This is a genomic window from Neptunomonas concharum (assembly GCF_008630635.1).
Taxonomy (GTDB): domain Bacteria; phylum Pseudomonadota; class Gammaproteobacteria; order Pseudomonadales; family Balneatricaceae; genus Neptunomonas; species Neptunomonas concharum.
The window spans coordinates 1,166,952-1,184,500 of sequence record NZ_CP043869.1 but is presented as its reverse complement, the minus strand read 5'-3'; the positions used below and the strand labels follow the sequence as shown (position 1 = coordinate 1,184,500).

At 45.7% G+C, this 17,549-nt stretch carries 13 protein-coding genes; 5 read left to right on the top strand and 8 right to left on the bottom strand.

Annotation, left to right across the window (positions count from 1 at the left end; all coding sequences use genetic code 11):
- Nucleotides 1–22: 22 nt before the first annotated feature.
- Nucleotides 23–1,498 carry a ketol-acid reductoisomerase gene (ilvC, locus tag F0U83_RS05515; protein WP_138988586.1) on the top strand — a complete coding sequence of 492 codons (1,476 nt, stop codon included), beginning with the start codon at nucleotides 23–25 and terminating at the stop codon, nucleotides 1,496–1,498.
- A gap of 119 nt (nucleotides 1,499–1,617) precedes the next feature.
- Nucleotides 1,618–3,036 (top strand): molybdate ABC transporter ATP-binding protein ModF, encoded by a 1,419-nt coding sequence (gene modF, locus F0U83_RS05510; protein WP_138988585.1) that lies wholly within the window; start codon nucleotides 1,618–1,620, stop codon nucleotides 3,034–3,036.
- Between the two features lie 51 nt (nucleotides 3,037–3,087).
- Here the strand turns inward: modF and F0U83_RS05505 are convergent, their stop codons facing one another.
- The 8 genes from F0U83_RS05505 to F0U83_RS05470 form a co-directional block, all read right to left on the bottom strand.
- Nucleotides 3,088–4,881, bottom strand: coding sequence for a methyl-accepting chemotaxis protein (locus tag F0U83_RS05505; RefSeq protein ID WP_138988584.1), 1,794 nt, complete (start codon nucleotides 4,879–4,881; stop codon nucleotides 3,088–3,090).
- 192 nt (nucleotides 4,882–5,073) lie between these two features.
- Complete coding sequence (locus F0U83_RS05500; protein ID WP_138988583.1) at nucleotides 5,074–5,790, bottom strand: M48 family metallopeptidase; 717 nt, start codon at nucleotides 5,788–5,790, stop codon at nucleotides 5,074–5,076.
- Complete coding sequence (locus F0U83_RS05495) at nucleotides 5,790–7,784, bottom strand: transglutaminase TgpA family protein (RefSeq protein ID WP_138988582.1); 1,995 nt, start codon at nucleotides 7,782–7,784, stop codon at nucleotides 5,790–5,792. The genes F0U83_RS05500 and F0U83_RS05495 overlap by 1 nt, the downstream gene beginning before the upstream one ends.
- The gene (locus tag F0U83_RS05490) at nucleotides 7,777–8,745 is read right to left on the bottom strand and encodes a DUF58 domain-containing protein (RefSeq protein WP_138988581.1); all 969 of its coding nucleotides are present in this window, start codon (nucleotides 8,743–8,745) and stop codon (nucleotides 7,777–7,779) included. Before F0U83_RS05490 ends, F0U83_RS05495 begins: the two co-directional genes overlap by 8 nt.
- Nucleotides 8,742–9,662, bottom strand: a complete 921-nt coding sequence (locus F0U83_RS05485; protein WP_138988580.1) for an AAA family ATPase — start codon at nucleotides 9,660–9,662, stop codon at nucleotides 8,742–8,744. Before F0U83_RS05485 ends, F0U83_RS05490 begins: the two co-directional genes overlap by 4 nt.
- A gap of 138 nt (nucleotides 9,663–9,800) precedes the next feature.
- A complete protein-coding gene (locus tag F0U83_RS05480; protein ID WP_138988579.1) occupies nucleotides 9,801–10,283 on the bottom strand; it encodes an FKBP-type peptidyl-prolyl cis-trans isomerase in 483 nt (160 codons plus the stop codon).
- A gap of 528 nt (nucleotides 10,284–10,811) precedes the next feature.
- Nucleotides 10,812–12,098: a M18 family aminopeptidase gene (locus F0U83_RS05475; RefSeq protein ID WP_138988578.1), complete on the bottom strand. Its 1,287-nt coding sequence runs from the start codon at nucleotides 12,096–12,098 to the stop codon at nucleotides 10,812–10,814.
- Nucleotides 12,091–12,618 carry a BamJ family beta-barrel-assembly machinery protein gene (locus F0U83_RS05470; protein ID WP_138988577.1) on the bottom strand — a complete coding sequence of 176 codons (528 nt, stop codon included), beginning with the start codon at nucleotides 12,616–12,618 and terminating at the stop codon, nucleotides 12,091–12,093. Before F0U83_RS05470 ends, F0U83_RS05475 begins: the two co-directional genes overlap by 8 nt.
- Before the next feature lie 147 nt (nucleotides 12,619–12,765).
- Between F0U83_RS05470 and F0U83_RS05465 the strand changes: the two genes are divergently transcribed.
- The 3 genes from F0U83_RS05465 (at nucleotide 12,766) to rpsA (ending at nucleotide 17,492) form a co-directional block, all read left to right on the top strand.
- Nucleotides 12,766–14,826, top strand: coding sequence for a carboxy terminal-processing peptidase (locus tag F0U83_RS05465; protein ID WP_138988576.1), 2,061 nt, complete (start codon nucleotides 12,766–12,768; stop codon nucleotides 14,824–14,826).
- A 27-nt stretch (nucleotides 14,827–14,853) separates the two neighbouring features.
- Nucleotides 14,854–15,630 (top strand): hypothetical protein, encoded by a 777-nt coding sequence (locus F0U83_RS05460; RefSeq protein WP_138988575.1) that lies wholly within the window; start codon nucleotides 14,854–14,856, stop codon nucleotides 15,628–15,630.
- Nucleotides 15,631–15,809: 179 nt separating this feature from the next.
- Entirely contained in the window at nucleotides 15,810–17,492 is a 1,683-nt protein-coding gene (gene rpsA / locus F0U83_RS05455) for a 30S ribosomal protein S1 (RefSeq protein WP_138988574.1), read from the top strand.
- The last annotated feature ends 57 nt before the right edge of the window (nucleotides 17,493–17,549 follow it).

Genomic DNA, 17,549 nt, shown 5'->3' with positions numbered 1-17,549 from the left:
TTAATTAAACGGAATATCAGTCATGTCAAATAACTACTTCAACACGCTACCTTTGCGTGAACAGCTAGAGCAACTAGGCAAGTGCCGCTTCATGTCTATCGATGAATTCAGCGACGGCGTTGAAGCGCTTAAAGGCAAGAAAATGGTTGTTATCGGTTGTGGCGCTCAAGGTCTGGCACAGGGTATGAACCTGCGTGATAGCGGTTGTGATGTTTCTTACGCCCTGCGTGAAGCAGCTATCGCAGAGAAACGCCAATCCTGGAAGAATGCGACTGAGAATGGTTTCGTTGTGGGTACTTATGAAGAACTGATCCCTACAGCTGACGTTGTTCTGAACCTGACACCCGATAAGCAACACACTTCCGTTGTAAATGCAGTTATGCCACTGATGAAAGAAGGCGCTTGTTTGTCTTACTCTCACGGTTTCAACATTGTTGAAGAAGGCATGAAAATCCGTGAAGACCTGACTGTTATCATGGTTGCACCTAAGTGCCCAGGCTCTGAAGTACGTAATGAATATGTTCGTGGCTTCGGCGTTCCTACTTTGATCGCTGTTCACGAAGACAACGACCCTAAAGGTGAAGGCCTAGCGCTGGCTAAAGCCTATGCTGCGGGTACTGGCGGCCACAAAGCAGGCGTGTTGATGTCATCTTTCATCGCGGAAGTAAAATCTGACCTGATGGGCGAACAAACAATCCTGTGCGGTATGTTACAGACAGGCTCTTTGTTGTGCTTCGATAAGATGGTTGAAGAAGGTATCGAACCGGGTTACGCCTCTAAGTTGATCCAGTACGGCTGGGAAACGATCACAGAAGCCCTGAAATACGGTGGTGTCACCAATATGCTGGATCGCCTTTCTAACCCAGCTAAAATTAAAGCATTTGATTTAGCAGAAGAACTGAAGCAAATCATGCGTCCGCTGTATAACAAGCATCAGGACGATATCATTGATGGCACTTTCTCCCGCGTTATGATGGAAGATTGGGCAAACGATGACAAAAACCTGCTGGGCTGGCGCGCTGAAACCGCTGAAACCGCATTTGAGAAAACACCAGCTGGCGATTACGAAATCTCTGAGCAGGAATACTTCGATAAAGGTATCCTGATGGTCGCGATGGTTAAAGCGGGTGTTGAACTGGCATTCGAGACTATGACTGCTGCGGGTATTATTGCTGATTCAGCATATTACGAGTCTCTGCACGAAACACCGCTGATCGCAAACACGATCGCACGTAAGAAGTTGTACGAGATGAACGCAACTATCTCTGATACAGCTGAATATGGTTGCTACCTATACAACCACGCTTGCTTGCCTCTGCTAGCTGACTTCATGAAGGGCATAAAAACCGACGTAATCGGTAAGGGCCTTGAGCTAGAAGACACTGGCGTGGACAACGCTCGCCTGATCGAAGTAAACACAGCTCTGCGTTCGCACCCAGTGGAAGCAATCGGTGCAGTACTTCGTGGCCATATGGCTGACATGAAAAAGATCGTTTAATTTGGATCACCCCTGAGCTTTTGCTTAGGTCATAGAAGGCTGGGACTTTGCTCCTAGCCTTTTTTTTAACTGAGCTTTGTCTTAATTGTTCTCCTTTTGAAAACTAATACCGGGTACATATGAATATTCGTCTCGACAATCTTAGCGTTAATTTCGATGATCGTTTCCAGATGGATGATATCAATTGGCAACTGGATGATAGCCAGCATTGGGTCATTACCGGCGCTAACGGTTCAGGCAAGTCCGCACTAGCCGCTATTTTAGCCGGCGCGGGCAATCAACTTTTGGGTAGCATCGAAGGCCTCCCGGATAAGGTCGGACTAGTCTCTTTTGAAGCTCAAGCAGAGCTCATCGAGCGCGAGCGAAAAAAAGATGATGCCGATATTATGGATGTTATTTCCGAAGGCACACCTGTCCATGAGATTCTCAGTGAAAATGGCAGGAACCCAGAACTGATTGATAAGCTTGTGACGATGTTCAAATTAGAGGGACTGGTTAATCGTTCATTTCGCAAGCTATCTACCGGAGAATCTCGTAAAGTCATGCTGATTCGGGCACTGGCAAGCGAACCGGATCTCCTTATTTTGGATGAACCGTTTGATGGCTTAGACGCCCATACACTGGAGATGCTGCAACATTACTTAGCTTCGCTAGTGGAAACGGTTCCGATGGTAATGGTATTAAACCGTTTTGATGAGTTTCCTGAGTTTATTACCCATATAGCCTATGTGGATCATGGACGCTTACAACTGCAAATCGAGCGCAACGACGACAAAGCCTATAGCGAGCTTTATCAACTGCTCCACCTTAAAACAACGAATCTTGAAGTACCGGAAGCAGATCCAGACAATCGTCTACCTCCATTAGATCCAAACCAACCACTGGTTCGCCTAAATAAAATCAACATTACCTATGATGGCCACAAGATCATCGACTCATTGGACTGGACCATTGAGCGCAATCAGCACTGGCAACTCAGCGGCCCCAACGGTAGTGGAAAGACAGGGCTTTTGTCGTTAATCACAGGTGACCACCCACAGTGCTATGTAAACGATATTTTCGTCTTTGGCTTTCAACGAGGTAAAGGTGAAAGTATCTGGCAAATTAAGCAGTTTATTGGTTATGTATCGACCGCACTACAATGGGAATACAAGGTAGGTACAGGCTTAAGGAACGTCATCATTTCAGGCTTCTACGATAGTATTGGTCTATATACAAAAGCCACTGAGCGACAGAAAAAGATAGCTGACGAATGGTTGGCTCTGTTGGGTATGAACGATAGGGCTGATGAGCCGTTTAATAAACTCTCTTATGGTGATCAGCGTCTTCTGTTGATCGCACGAGCGATGGTCAAGCACCCGCCTTTGCTGATTCTGGATGAACCTTGTTTAGGCTTAGATGATATGAACCGCCAACTCGTTTTAGCGTTGATTGAAAAAATCTGCGCAGGGAGCGAGACCTCAGTGCTCTATGTAAACCACCACCCTGAAGACAAAATCAAAGGGATTGATAACTATCTCGCACTGGAAAAACGCTAAACAAAGTGCATGCGCCCTAAAGGATACTCCATAGGGCGCACAACATATTACTTAGTCCTGAAGTAATGTCTCTGGGTTAAAGCCCATAATCAAAGCTCCCCAATGTTGCCCATTGATATAAATCGGTATCGATAGATCATTTAGTACCTCGCCCGTATCCCGAATAAACGTCTGCAGTAGGAAAGGCGATGTATGAGATGCACGCCTAATTTCTGCACGATTGCCCACAAAAATTCGTCTATGGCGACTTTTCAGATTATCAACCGAAAAGTCTCCTGTAATAGGGTGGGATACTTTAGCGTGATGAGCTGGTGCATAGCCATTTTTATCAATCGCAATCGCATAAATGAACTCAGATCGCTCGCTAATAAAACGATCAAAAAGTGGTTGTAACTGGGCCTCAAACTCATTCGTATAGCTCAGGTCATATTTTTCTGGCTGCTGTCCATCATTGGTACGACGATACTGCGTATCAAATATGTTATGTCCACTATCAGCTAATTTCTGAATGGCTTGAGTGGTTTGTTGCGCCCACTTGCGACCCGAAAGGATCATGCTTTCAAAACCGCCGTAACCGATAATAAAGCGAGATAGAAGCTCTTGAGTCTCTTCGGTAGCCACTTCCAGTTCACTGGAGTGTTTTTGTGACTCATCCATCTCATGCTTAATCTCTTGCGCAATATCCGTAATTTCGGACACGTGCTGATGGGACTGTTTGTTCGTATAAGAAAGCTCATCGATGGCAGCACTGATCCCCGACAACTGAGAATTCACCTCTTCAAAATCATCCACCAACTTCAAAAACTGTGAATTAGTATTTTCGATAAAGCCTTCCGTATTTTGTACATAATCCTGAATATCAACGGCACTGGTACGTGTACTTTCTACCAACGAAGTCATTTCACCAATGTTTTTATCAATCTCACTCGTAGCCACACTTACTTGTCTTGATAAATTCCGGACCTCATCAGCAACCACGGCAAAGCCTCGCCCCGCATCACCCGCACGAGCAGCTTCAATTGATGCATTTAGTGCAAGCAAATTAGTCTGATCCGAGAAGTCTTGAACCATCGATAGTATATGGGTGATATTCGTGGAATTTTCACTTAATTTCGCGACAGTATCCTGAAAGCTGTTGACGAGTTCTCTAATGGATTTAATCTGATCCAGAACCTTCATAAGCTCTTGGCTTGAGGTGCGCACTTCTTGCATATTAGCGCCGTTTTTCTCACCAATCATCAGAGTACTGCCAGCCACCTCATCAATAGCTTGCGTCGCCTCCTGACTGGATTGGAACACCAACTGCGCTTGCTCTTCCTGCTTCGACACAGAAGCGGAAGCCTGTGATAACACTTTTTGTAAACGCGTCGCACTTAAGGCCACGCTAACACTACGGCGGCGAGACTCCGCAATCATCTTTTTCAAACTGTCAGAAAATTGGTTATAGCTAACGGCCATATCGGTGATTTCGTCATGAGTGAACTCAGGTAACGTCACAGAAATATCACCATCCTTCTCTTTAATTTGCCGCAGAACTTGCGTTATTGCACTGACTGGCCGAAGAAAGAGATGACGCATAAAGAAGATAGAGAAAACCCCCGCCAATAATGCGATAACTACGGTAATGGTCCCCACCGATAAAAACCGATCGAATATCTCTAACAATAGAGAGCTTTGCTCATCCGATAGGTTCATGCCCTTAAGTGTGGCTACAAACTCTTCAGAAAAAGAGAAGCCAACAAATAACAAGACGAGATGGGGGGCTAACAGAAACAGAACATTACCCACAATTTTTTTGGTGAGTGAGTTGAAAAAAGTTCGCTCAATTGCACCGTATAAGCTCATAGTCTTTCCTTAGCATTATTTTTATTAGCTGTGGCTCACTGATTACTTAACCAATCTATCATGATTTTTAATCATTAAAATGTAGCATAACCTATAGAAATCACTCTAAATTGTGTCAATTTTGATACAAAAATAGCAAAATTCATCTCATCATTTAGTACAACTCCAGTAACACCTTTGCAGCCTAAGGCGCTATCGCCAGTTTAACCAAACACTCCGCTCCCTAAAGTAATCCCGGTACATCTCCATGTCTGGGCAATGCGCAGCCACTAACTTCCAAAACCGCGCTGAGTGATTAAACTCTCGTAAATGACACAATTCATGGATGATGACGTAATCAATTGCTTCAGGATGCGCTAATAACAAACGCCAATTCAGTGCGATCTCACCTTTTGCAGAACATCGCCCCCATAAGGATTTATAGTTTCCGATAACCATACCCTTGGGCTTCATCCCTGTGGTTTCAGCTAAATAACCTAACCGGCGCGTTAAGTCGATTCTCGCTTGATCCGCAAACCAGCTTCGAAGCAACTCATCAGCAACCAGCGTTTGGTCACGACGAGTCCGTCGGCTGATATCAATTAAAAAGCCCTTTTCAGATAGGCGGGATGTAGTATTGGAAGCACCTGCGGTAATCACAACGGGCACTCTCTGCCCTAAATAGAAAACCTCAGGTTTTTCAGCAAGCGCTATGGCATGGCTTTCATAACGGGTACGCTGCTCACGTAATTGACGCGCTATCCAGTGAGCTTTAGAACAGATAAATTCATCAATCCAAGCTAAAGGCGTACGCAAGGGGGCTTTCAGTCTGACCTTGTTCTGGCGTACCTCAATAGCTGCCGTTTTCCGCTTGCTTAAAATGACTTCTACATCCACCACTTCAGAGTCAATTGTATAGTGGCGACGCATTACGGTTTAGCTCGATATTTTTTGTGTTTTATTTCACGAGCCAGCTGGTTGTAGATAAGTCGATACTCTGAAGCCGGATACCTTCCTGGCGCATAACGTTGCGCCTGAAAAGCTTTTGCCCAACGTAGAAACAGCGATTGTGTCTCAGGAAAAGACTCACTGAGCCTTTGTGCATAGTGCATCACCGTCTCTCCCGTTTGTCTTTCCAAAGATTTATTGAAACGTCCTAGGCGACGACTGAGGACCTCAATATCTTCATCCAAGACGTGTAGAGCTACGCGGGGCGTGCGCAATAACCACCAGATAACAGCACCTAACACAAGAGCAATCGAACCTAACACCATCAGCATCTTGAGCACGCTGATACCACCCAGCCAATCCTGTATCAGGTTATTTTGCTGATGATGATAACCGAGTACCCAACGATGCCACTGGTAGTTAAGTGCTTCATAGCGCAACCGTAGCTGCCCTATCCATTGTACATTACTCTCTAGGTTAATTAGCGAGAAGGCTGTTTCGGTAGCAAACTCGGGGGCATCACCAAACAGTTCATCAAACGGCTGAAGAATACGCTCAGGCGCAACAGCTGCAGTTGGGTCTAACCTTACCCAGCCCTGATCAGGGAACCAGGCTTCAGCCCAGGCGTGGGCTTCATACTGTCGCACTTGAAGGTAGTTTTCGAAAGGGTTCCACTCTCCACCGAGATACCCCCCTACTAAACGGGCGGGCACACCGGCAAGCCTGAGAATATAAACACTCGACTCCGCAAAGTGCTCACAGAACCCTTGTTGCGAGTCAAACAGGAACTGATCTATACGCTCGCCGGCTAACGTTCCGGGGGACAAGGTATAGGAAAACTTTTGGCGATATAGATTAAAAAGCGTATCAACGATAGCAGCTTGCGTCACCCCTTGCTGTAACCACGAGGATACCAGCGCCCGCGTTCTTGGATTACCCCGTGAGGGTAGTGCCAAATATTTATTTCGCTGGAAAGCTGTGAGTGCTTCGGGTGCTCTTTGTATAACTGAGGTGGCTGAGTAGCTCACTCTTTCCATTAAGGGCGATAACGCACGAAAGGTACCATCGGCTTGCTTGACCGCACTGATCTTGATGCTCTGCGGATAATCCAAGGTAAATAGCCACTCCCGAGCGGAGGCTTCTGCGATAACCTGATAGTTGATCTGTGTAGATGGTTTAATAACCGGCATTGTATCGTTGGATGCTGGCTCTTCATCAACCAACCAGCGACTGCCATCAAAGTCACTGTAGGTCATCACCCTCCAGTACCTCTCCTCCAGTGCTGGCGGCTTGTTACCCTCAAAACTGGCCCTGAATGCTATTTTTTCTGAGCGCGCCAACTCACTTACTCTTCCCGGCTCCATCATTTCCGAGAGGCCGGTTTGTGCAACATTATTTTTATATTGCACATTCCACAGCGGCCCTAAACGTGGAAAGAGAAAAAACAGAACCAGCATAAATGGTGTGGACTGAAGTAACATAACACCACTTTTTTGAAGTGGTTTAAGATCATTTCCCAGCTTATCCGTCTGGTGCATAGAGATCAGGGCAGCAAAAATCACCCATAACGACAATATGCCATAGATAGCAGCCAATAAGGATTGATTAAAAAGGAAACCTACCGCCGCGATAAAACAGGCGACTAACACCAATACCCAGCCATCTCGACGGGTGTTGAGTTCTAACAGCTTCAGTACGGCACCTGCAACTAATAACGTCGATAACCCCTCTAATCCTTTTGCACGGGTGGCTGATAAAAAAACACCAATAATAACCCCGACAACTAGCCCCCATTTCAACCACCTAGGAATACCTGTTACTTTTCCAAGTACGGTAGCCGTACTCCATACGAGTACACCCGCAGTCAGTAACATCAACCAAGTGGGTATCACGGAGAAATGAGGCGCACAGACACCCAGCAACATCATCAGCAACCACAAGCGCGAAGCGGGGGGTAAAGCAACAGAGCTAGTCATGGGTTTGAGGCTCCGATCGGTACAAGGCAAGCGCTTTTAAGACATCTAATTTGTGATTCTCACCGATGTCAGGCCCCATCAATATCTCGTCATTTAAGTTTAAACCAAAAGGGATACCCTTTCGGCTCAGCTCCAAGACCCAATAGCTTAAGCGTGACAAGCGCGCTTCCAAGCCGAGATTCGGCCAAATATTGAGGCTCAACCAAACATCCTCTCCCGTTTCGCCAGTGTAAGACTTAACGTGTAAGCCCTGCCCTTTGGCAAAGACCTTCCAGGCTATACGATTGATAGGCATCCCAAACCCATAAGCTTTCAACTCTTGGAAATCCTCTTGTCCTTTTGACAAAGCTTGCGGCTCCATTACGGAGCCTCCAGCAGCTTGCAGTTCACCATCCTCTTTTACAGGCGAAGGGTACACCAGCACACTCTGATCAAAAGCCAACCAACTCCATGTTTTAAAAAAGCCTAAAGGGTAAAGACTGCTAACCCGTAGCAAAGCAATCTCTTGCCAGCCTCTATGCTCGGCCAGAAGCGGCACCTCAATGACTAGGTTTGAACCAGCGGGTATATCCCATGCTTGCGCTTTTTGCTGATCAAACCCAAAAGAGACTTGGGTCAATACGCGAGGGGAATATAAACGAAAGCGAAATAAGGCTTGATCCCCCTTAAACACCGGTGAGACGGAAAGCACTTCGACCTGTAGCCCAGACAAGTTAGCATATGTATGCACAATGGCCGTCATAAACAGGGACAGCATCGTAAAGCATACAGCGTAGGCTAAGTTATTCTCATAATTTATGGCTAGTAACAGAACCAGCAGAGAGACCACTAAAAAGGCGACTCCTGCCCCTGTCGGAAGTATATAAATACGTTTTTGGGTTAATATCGTCTCTTTTTCACGCGGATGTCGCGCTAAAACCCATTGCCTGAACCGGGCATTTAATCTTGACCAGAGCTTCATAACACACTCAACATATCCACACGCTGAAGCAACATCGTTATGGGATCTACACTTCGGTCTCTTTCGGTTTTAAGTAGCAGACGGTGTTTAACTACTTGGGGGAATACGTGCTGAATATCATCAGGCACTACGTAGTCTCTATTCTCAAGATATGCCCATGCTTTTGCCGCTTGCAACAAAGCCAAAGCACCTCGGGGGGATAAGCCCAGCTCAATCTCATCAGCATCGCGGCTTGCCTGGCTTAGCCGTTGTACATAGTCAATCACCGCATCAGAAACCAAAATTTCATCGCACACCGCTTGTACCGACAACAACTCCTGACTATTCATACAGACGGTGAGATTAGCAATATCATGGCGCGTATCACCATGTTTGAGCAATGCTCGTTCTGTTTCCTGATCAGGATATCCAATTGATATCCGCATCAAAAAACGATCCAGCTGCGACTCTGGCAACGGGAAAGTGCCATATTGACTAATAGGATTTTGCGTGGCTATTACAAAGAAGGGTTCAGGTAATTTTCTTGTTACACCTTCACTGGAAACCTGACGTTCTTCCATCGCTTCTAACAAAGCACTTTGAGTTTTAGGCGTGGAGCGATTGATTTCATCTGCGAGTAGCAACTGGGTAAAGACAGGGCCTGGGTGAAATTGGAATAACCCCTCTTTTTGGTCGAAAATCGCCCCCCCCAAGATATCTGCTGGCAACATGTCGCTAGTAAACTGCACTCGTCGATAGTCTAAATCAAACACATGAGCCAAGGTATGAGCCAGCGTGGTTTTCCCCATCCCAGGTAAGTCTTCTATTAATAGATGCCCCCGTGCCAACAAACAAGCAACGGCAAGCTTAACAGATGACTCCTTCCCCATAACAACTGATGACATTGAGGCAATTGCCTGTTCTACCTTGTCTCTCATATATCCCTCTAAATTCAATCAATTACTATGGTTTATTCTAGACCACACCAGCATAGCTTTGTTCAGCATAGCCTACAAAACCAAATTTCAGGCAAAAAAAACGCAGCCTAAAAGCTGCGTCATGAGAAGTTTGAACAATTAGTGGTGATGACCACCCTCACCATGGGCATGACCATGCTGAAGCTCTTCATCTGTAGCTGAACGAACGGCCATCACTTCAACTGCAAATGTGAGCGTCTGACCCGCTAACGGGTGATTGCCGTCCAACGTTATTCCATCTTCCTCGACAGCCATCACTGTAACCGGCTGCTCGCCCCAAGGCGCCTGCGCCATAAACTGCATACCTACCTGAATATCATCGATCCCTTGGAAGTTTTCATGATCAACTTTTTGGACTAACTCTTCACGCAGTGGGCCATAAGCTTCTTCCGGCTCGACAGTGACATCCAGTTTATCGCCTACCTGCTTGCCTGTTAGTGCATTTTCCAATCCTGGAATGATATTACTAGCGCCTGCTAAGTAAGCTAATGGCTCTTGACCCTGTGATGAATCAAGTACCTCACCTTCACTATTAGTTAATGTGTAGTGAATAGTAACAACTGAATTTTCAGCAATCTGCATGCGAAACTCCCAATAAGATTTAAATTTAAGCATAACTGAGAGGAACGGAATCGCCAGATGGCTAACAAGCCGGAAACACCCCACAGGAATTATGCGTCATCCTAACGCGACAAACGATAAACTGCCAGTCAGAGATACCCAATTTCACAGCTGAAAATAGAATGCACACTCAGTAATTAGGAATTTTTCCTATTAACCTAAATCCGTAAACACAGTAACATTAAAATTTGATAATCACTGATGGGATCTCATGTTATGGATAACACCTGTCGCAGCTGCCAACAGCTGTTAACTTCAAATACTGCTCGCCCACACTCTACCTTGAAGCTTCTGAGTTCACTGCCAAACAGTCAAATGTATAAATGCACGGAGTGCCATGCCTATCTGCACCACTTCGATATGTCATGGGAAGTTTTGATCGAAGGCAACACTCACAATAAAGATGCCGTAGCGTTTAATAATCAGGTAGCAAACCTGTAACGATATAAAGAAGGGGGGCTAATATCTCCCCTTCTTTTAGTCAGTGCTCTAAACCTGCTCAGCTCGATAAAAGCGGCTTAACACCTTAATCGTGTTAATCACATCCTGACTTCCGGCCATCTCCCGAATAGAATGCATAGCAAACTGGGGAACACCTATATCTAATGTTTTCACACCAATTTCTGCCGAGGTGATTGGGCCTATCGTGCTACCACAAGCCATATCAGACCTCACAACAAACTCCTGAACAGGGACATTTTCCTGCTCAGCAAGGATCCGGAACATTGAGCTTGTAATATCCGTTGTTGCATATCGCTGGTTTGCATTTAACTTAATAACAGGACCCTGATTAATAAGGGGGCCATGATTGGCATCATGCTTGTCCGAGAAGTTGGGGTGTATACCATGAGCGTTATCAGCGGATATCATCATGGATGCCGCCAAGGCACGCGCCCTGTTTTCGGCATCGGGCAGCAAGCGCTCGATCAAGTGATCCAGTAGAGGCCCTTGCGCTCCTGACGCACTCATACTGCCGACCTCTTCATGATCCGTGCAGATCAACAGTTGTCCTTCGACCAAATCACTACTGAGTAAGGCTTCTAAGCCCATAAAACAACTAAGTAAGTTATCTAGGCGCGCTGAGGTGAGAAACTCATCATTTAAACCCACAAGACCCGGCGGCTGGGTATCATAGAAGGATAATTCGTAATCCAGCACTTGACTGACATGAGCCCCCTCTCTTTCTATTTGCTGTTTTAAGAGCGCTCTAAAATCAGGCTTTTCACCCGCCTGGCCAAGTATTGGCGGTAAAAAGGTTTGCGCATTGATAGCACGGCCACTGTTCGCCTCTCGGTCTAAATGGATAGCCAGGCTAGGAATCACGGCAATAGGTTTTTCAAAGTCAATGAGGGCTTGCCTTAATTGTCCCTCTTCATCTTGAAAGCTGACTCGCCCTGCCAGCGACAGATCTCTATCAAACCATGGACCTAATAGTACCCCGCCATAAACCTCTACACCCAACTGAAAATACCCATGCTTATGCAGCTCAGGATTAGGTTTTACTTTCAGGCAAGGTGAGTCGGTATGGGCACCAATCATTCGAAACCCTGATGTGATTAGGTCTTTCGCTTTCGGCATTTTCCAGGCAACCAAAGAGGCATCATTTCGGATTATGAAATATTGACCACCGGGTTGTAATTGCCAAGAGGCCTTCTCCGATAACTGCTGGTAACCCGCCTCTTCTAACCGCGACTTCATATTACTGACAGCATGAAAGGGCGTTGGAGACTTATGCAAAAACGCCACCAATCGATTTAACTGCTCTTGCTCACCCATTATTTTTTTCACCTTCATTCATGACATTAAGTAACTCAACTTTAAAGATCAGAGTTGAATTAGCGGGGATATCTACTGATGGGCTGGTCGCCCCATATGCTAACTTAGCTGGTAGATACAACATCCACGTACTTCCTACCGGCATTTTAATAAGTGCTTCTTGCCACCCTTTAATGACACTCTTGAGAGGAAAAACAGAAGATTTATTGCGCTGGTAAGAGCTATCAAATACATATCCATCCACACGCGTTCCTTCATAGTGAACTTCAACACTGTCTCTCATCGTAGGGCGCTCACCCTGACCCTCTACCAAGATTCTATATTGCAAACCACTCGGCAATGTGATGACACCCTCTTGCGTAGCGTTCTCAGTAAGATAAGCATCACCTGCTTTGCGGGTTTCATCATTAAGGGCTTTATCAATCAATTGTTGGCGAAAAGCAGCTTTCTCAGGATCTTCACCACACCCGATTAGTAGTAAGGTGCCCAACGCTACACACCAAAGAGATCTCACCTTCATTTGCCCTGCCTTCTTCATATAAAGTGGATTAACGCATTGATTTTACATTAGACGGACCGATAGCTACACTCAGATAATATTATTTATGGAACAACAGATTTAAGAATCTGTCATAACTGTATCGAATTTGGACGTAGAAGAGAGATTATGCTTAAAGGTTTTCGGATTACACTGGCTGCGTGCCTGCTTTCACCGGCTGTTTCTTTTGCAGTAGCAGACCTCACAACTCTACTTCCTGATGATACTCACAAAAGCACAATCAAAGAGATCGTTAGATCTCTTAACAGCAGCCACTACAATAAAGTATCCATTGATGACTCATTATCATCCAACTTGTTAGATAAATATTTAGATGAACTGGACCCCTCACGAAGCCTGTTTTATCAGGTTGATATTGACGAGTTCCAAGCTTATCGGCTGTTACTGGACGATGCCATCAAGTCCGGAGATTTGGAGATACCTTTTCATATTTTCAACCGTCTGCAAGTGCGTACCAAAGATCGGCTCACCCATGCGATCAATCGCCTAGAAGATGCAACACCTTTTAACCTCACCCTAGATGAGTTTCTGGATACAAATCGAGAAGATGATCCATGGGTTGCCACTGAGGCAGAGATGAATGACTTATGGCGTAAACGAGTCAAAAGCGCCCTACTAAACCTTATCTTAGCTGATAAGACTGAAGCACAAGCACGCGAAGCCTTGATTAAACGTTACAAAAATCAGCTAGCACGCCTTACACAAACGAAAAGCGAAGATGTGTTCCAGCGCTTTGCTAACACCTTTACAAAATATTTCGATCCACACACTTCTTACTTTTCCCCCCGAACATCTGAAAACTTCAAAATCAACATGAGCCTTTCCCTAGAAGGCATCGGTGCTGTGCTACAAAGTGAAAATGAATTCACGAAGATTGTTCGCTTAGTGCCTGCTGGGCCTGCCGATAAAACAGGTCAGTTGAAAGCCGCAGATGTCATCGTTGGTGTCGGGCAAGGTCAAGAGGGTGATATAGAAGATGTGGTTGGATGGCGACTCGATGATGTCGTGGACAAAATACGAGGCCCTAAAGGTTCCTTAGTGCGCTTGGAAATTATCCCCAGCGACGATAAATCTGCTCGACGTATCGTCCCTATTGAGCGGAACACTGTCAAACTTGAAGAACAAGCCGCACAGAAAAGAATTATTGACGTCGTTCATAATGACAGAATTTATAAGATAGGCGTGGTTGACATACCAGCATTCTATATAGACTTTTCTGCCTTACAACGGGGCGACAAGAACTACAAAAGCACCACCCGAGATGTTGAAAAACTGGTTACTGAGCTCACTCAGGAAGGCATTCACGGCCTGATTATTGATCTGCGCAACAACGGTGGCGGCTCACTGAGAGAAGCGAATGAACTTGTCGGACTCTTTATTGATCGCGGCCCTACAGTACAGATCCGCGACCCCAATGGACGTGTTGATATTCTTGGGGATTTCAACCCCAAAGTCGCCTACAATGGGCCGCTCGGCGTGGTGGTAAACCGCTTAAGCGCCTCCGCATCCGAAATATTTGCGGGTGCGATCCAAGACTACCAAAGAGGGATTGTTATGGGCAGCCAAACTTTTGGCAAAGGCACTGTACAAACCCTGCTACCCCTCAATCACGGTCAACTAAAATTCACTAATGCCAAGTTTTACCGTATTTCAGGGGAAAGCACACAAAACAAAGGCATCATTCCAGATATCAGCTTCCCCAGCCTATATGATAATGATGAAGTAGGTGAAAGCTCACTTCAAAGGGCTTTACCTTGGGATACCGTACAAGAAGCTAGACACGGCGTTTACCGCAGTTTGTCACCCATTAAGCAAACGCTTGAGCGCAACCATATGGCCAGAATAGAAAACCAGCCAGATTTTAATTACATGCGGGAACAAATTGCACGACTGGCTGAGATGCGAAAAGATGAGAGCATCCCACTTAATTACCAAAAACTGCAAGAGAAGCGAGATCAAACAGATAAATGGCAACTCGAAGCGGAAAATAAACGCAGATTAGCCAAAGGGTTAGCGCCTGTATCATCACTAACAGAACTGGAAGACTTAAATAAAGATCACACTGGCCGCCCATTAACACCAGAATCTGAAGCTATACTGCATGAAAGCGGTATGGTGCTGTTGGATTATGTAGCGCTTACCGGTCAACTTAACGCAGCGAACAATTAATAGCGTTGATAAGTTTCTGAGGAGAGTATGGCACGTTCTAAGGCCCAACTGGTATTTTACATTGTCACTCCCCTCCTGCTGATAGGTATAGCAGCGGGGGGATACTTGATCTATCAGCGGATGCAAGCACAACACGCTCAAAACAAAAAAGAGCTTGAACGCTTTGGCTATGAAATGGTTGCAACTACCCGAAGTTTCGAGACCACAGGTGAGTTGGGTACAAAACAGCTACCGCCAACTTTTGATGAAGATAAGTTAACCCCTACGCAAAAGGTGATCCGCAGCCTAATTAGAGACAAAGAAAATCTTCTAACCGAAAATAAAGATTTACAAGACTCCATAGAGGCACTTCAGCTGCAGATTGCAGAACTGGAAGAGTATAAGAAACTAAACGAACGTTTCGCCCCAGAGAAGCTAATAGATGAGCTTAAAGGTGTTGAGCGGCAACTCAGAGCCTTTTTAATACGCAACCCTGATGCTGAGCGTTTTTCGACCATTCAGATAGAAACGATGGCCGCTGCCGGTGCAGCCGAATATAAAGCCTATATTACGCGTAACCGTTTAATGCTATCAGAAGATAAAAAACAGAACGTCATCAGTGACTACTTACCCGGCTATGCATTTTGCATAGGCGATGGTATAGAAGTCGCGGCTAACTCCCCAGCCGAAGAAAGAAAGCTGGCAGGTTACTTTAGAACTGAGGACGCCTCTATCCTACCTGAAGCACTTTATCAGGATTTATCTACCGTGATAGAACCTTGCCAACTCACATTACGCGAGCAACTGGATAAAGATCAAGGTTAGCCCTACCTACTTCCCGCACATTACTGTATAATACGCCCTCCTAAATATATGATTTCGGCCGTCGTCAGCGTAGCGGTCGGATATCTATTTACTGATCTGACCCTGTAAGCTGACGATACAGGTTACGTGCCGCTAAGCCCCAATTTTCTGGAGCTACGGCCAAAATATAGGACACTTTCATGAGCGAAAGCTTTGCTGAACTGTTTGAAGAATCCCTTCTTAATGTAGACATGACTCCTGGCACCCTAGTAATGGGTGAAGTTGTTGATATCGATAGTGACTGGGTTACTGTTAACGCTGGTCTTAAATCTGAAGCTGTGATTCCTCGCTCTCAGTTCCTCAATGACGCAAACGAACTGGAAATCCAGATCGGTGACAGCGTTAAAGTTTCTCTGGAAGCAGTAGAAGATGGTTTTGGTGAAACCAAACTGTCTCGTGAAAAAGCTAAACGTGCGGAAGCATGGGAAGTACTGCAGGCTAAATTTGACGCTGAAGAAACTGTTACAGGTGTTATCAGCGGCAAGGTTAAAGGTGGTTTCACCGTTAGCATCAACAACATTCAAGGCTTCCTGCCAGGTTCATTGGTAGACGTTCGCCCAGTACGTGATGTTGACCACCTAGAAGGCAAAGAGCTAGATTTCAAACTGATCAAATTAGATCAGAAGCGTAACAACGTTGTTGTTTCTCGCCGTGCAGTTCTTCAAGAAGCGAACAGCGCTCAGCGCGACGAAATTCTTGCAGCACTGGAAGAAGGCCAGGTTGCTAAAGGTTTTGTTAAGAACCTGACTAACTACGGTGCTTTCATCGACCTAGGCGGTGTAGACGGCCTACTTCACATTACAGATATGGCGTGGAAGCGTATTTCTCACCCATCTGAGATGCTGAACCCAGGTGATGAGATCTCTGTTAAGATCATTAAGTTCGACAAAGAAACTGGTCGTATCTCTCTAGGTCTTAAGCAGTTGTCTGAAGATCCATGGGAAGCAATCAAAAACCGTTACCCAGCAGGTACGAAGTGCAATGCTCGCATCACTAACCTGACTGATTACGGCTGCTTCGCATCTATCGAAGACGGCGTTGAAGGTCTGGTTCACGTATCTGAAATGTCTTGGACTAACAAAAACATTCACCCATCTAAAGTTGTTAGCATCGGTGAAGCTGTTGAAGTCATGATCCTAGACGTTGATGAAGAGCGTCGCCGTATTTCTCTAGGTATCAAACAGTGCACAGTTAACCCATGGGTTGCTTTTGCTGAGAAATACGCTACAAACGACAAAGTATCTGGCCAGATCAAAACGATCACTGACTTTGGTATTTTCGTTGGCCTAGAAAACGACCTTGACGGTCTGGTTCACATGTCTGACATCAGCTGGGAAGGCGATGCAGAAGCAGCACTTCGCCAGTTCAAGAAAGGCGACGAAGTTGAAGCCGTTATCCTGTCTATCGATGCAGAGAAAGAGCGTATCTCTCTGGGCGTTAAGCAGCTAGATAGCGATCCTTTCGCTGAATACGCTGCAGCTAACGAGAAAAACAGCATCGTAAAAGGTACTGTTAAGTCGGTTGACGCTAAAGGCGCAGTTATCGAACTAGCTGAAGGCATCGAAGGCACACTGAAAGTATCTGAAATCAGTGCAGAGCGCATCGAAGATGCAACAACTGCCCTGAAAGAAGGTGACGAAGTGGAAGCGAAGATCACTAACATTGATCGTCGTAGCCGTGCTATCACGTTATCTATTCGTGCAAAAGACCAGGCAGACGAAAAAGCAGCTATCGCTGCTGTACGTAACCAGGAAGTTGAGACTGCTGGTCCAACAACCATCGGTGACCTGATCAAAGCGCAAATGGCTAACCAGAACAACTAATAGTTGTTTTGAGCCACAAAAAAGGAGCGCATCGCGCTCCTTTTTTTATTCATAACA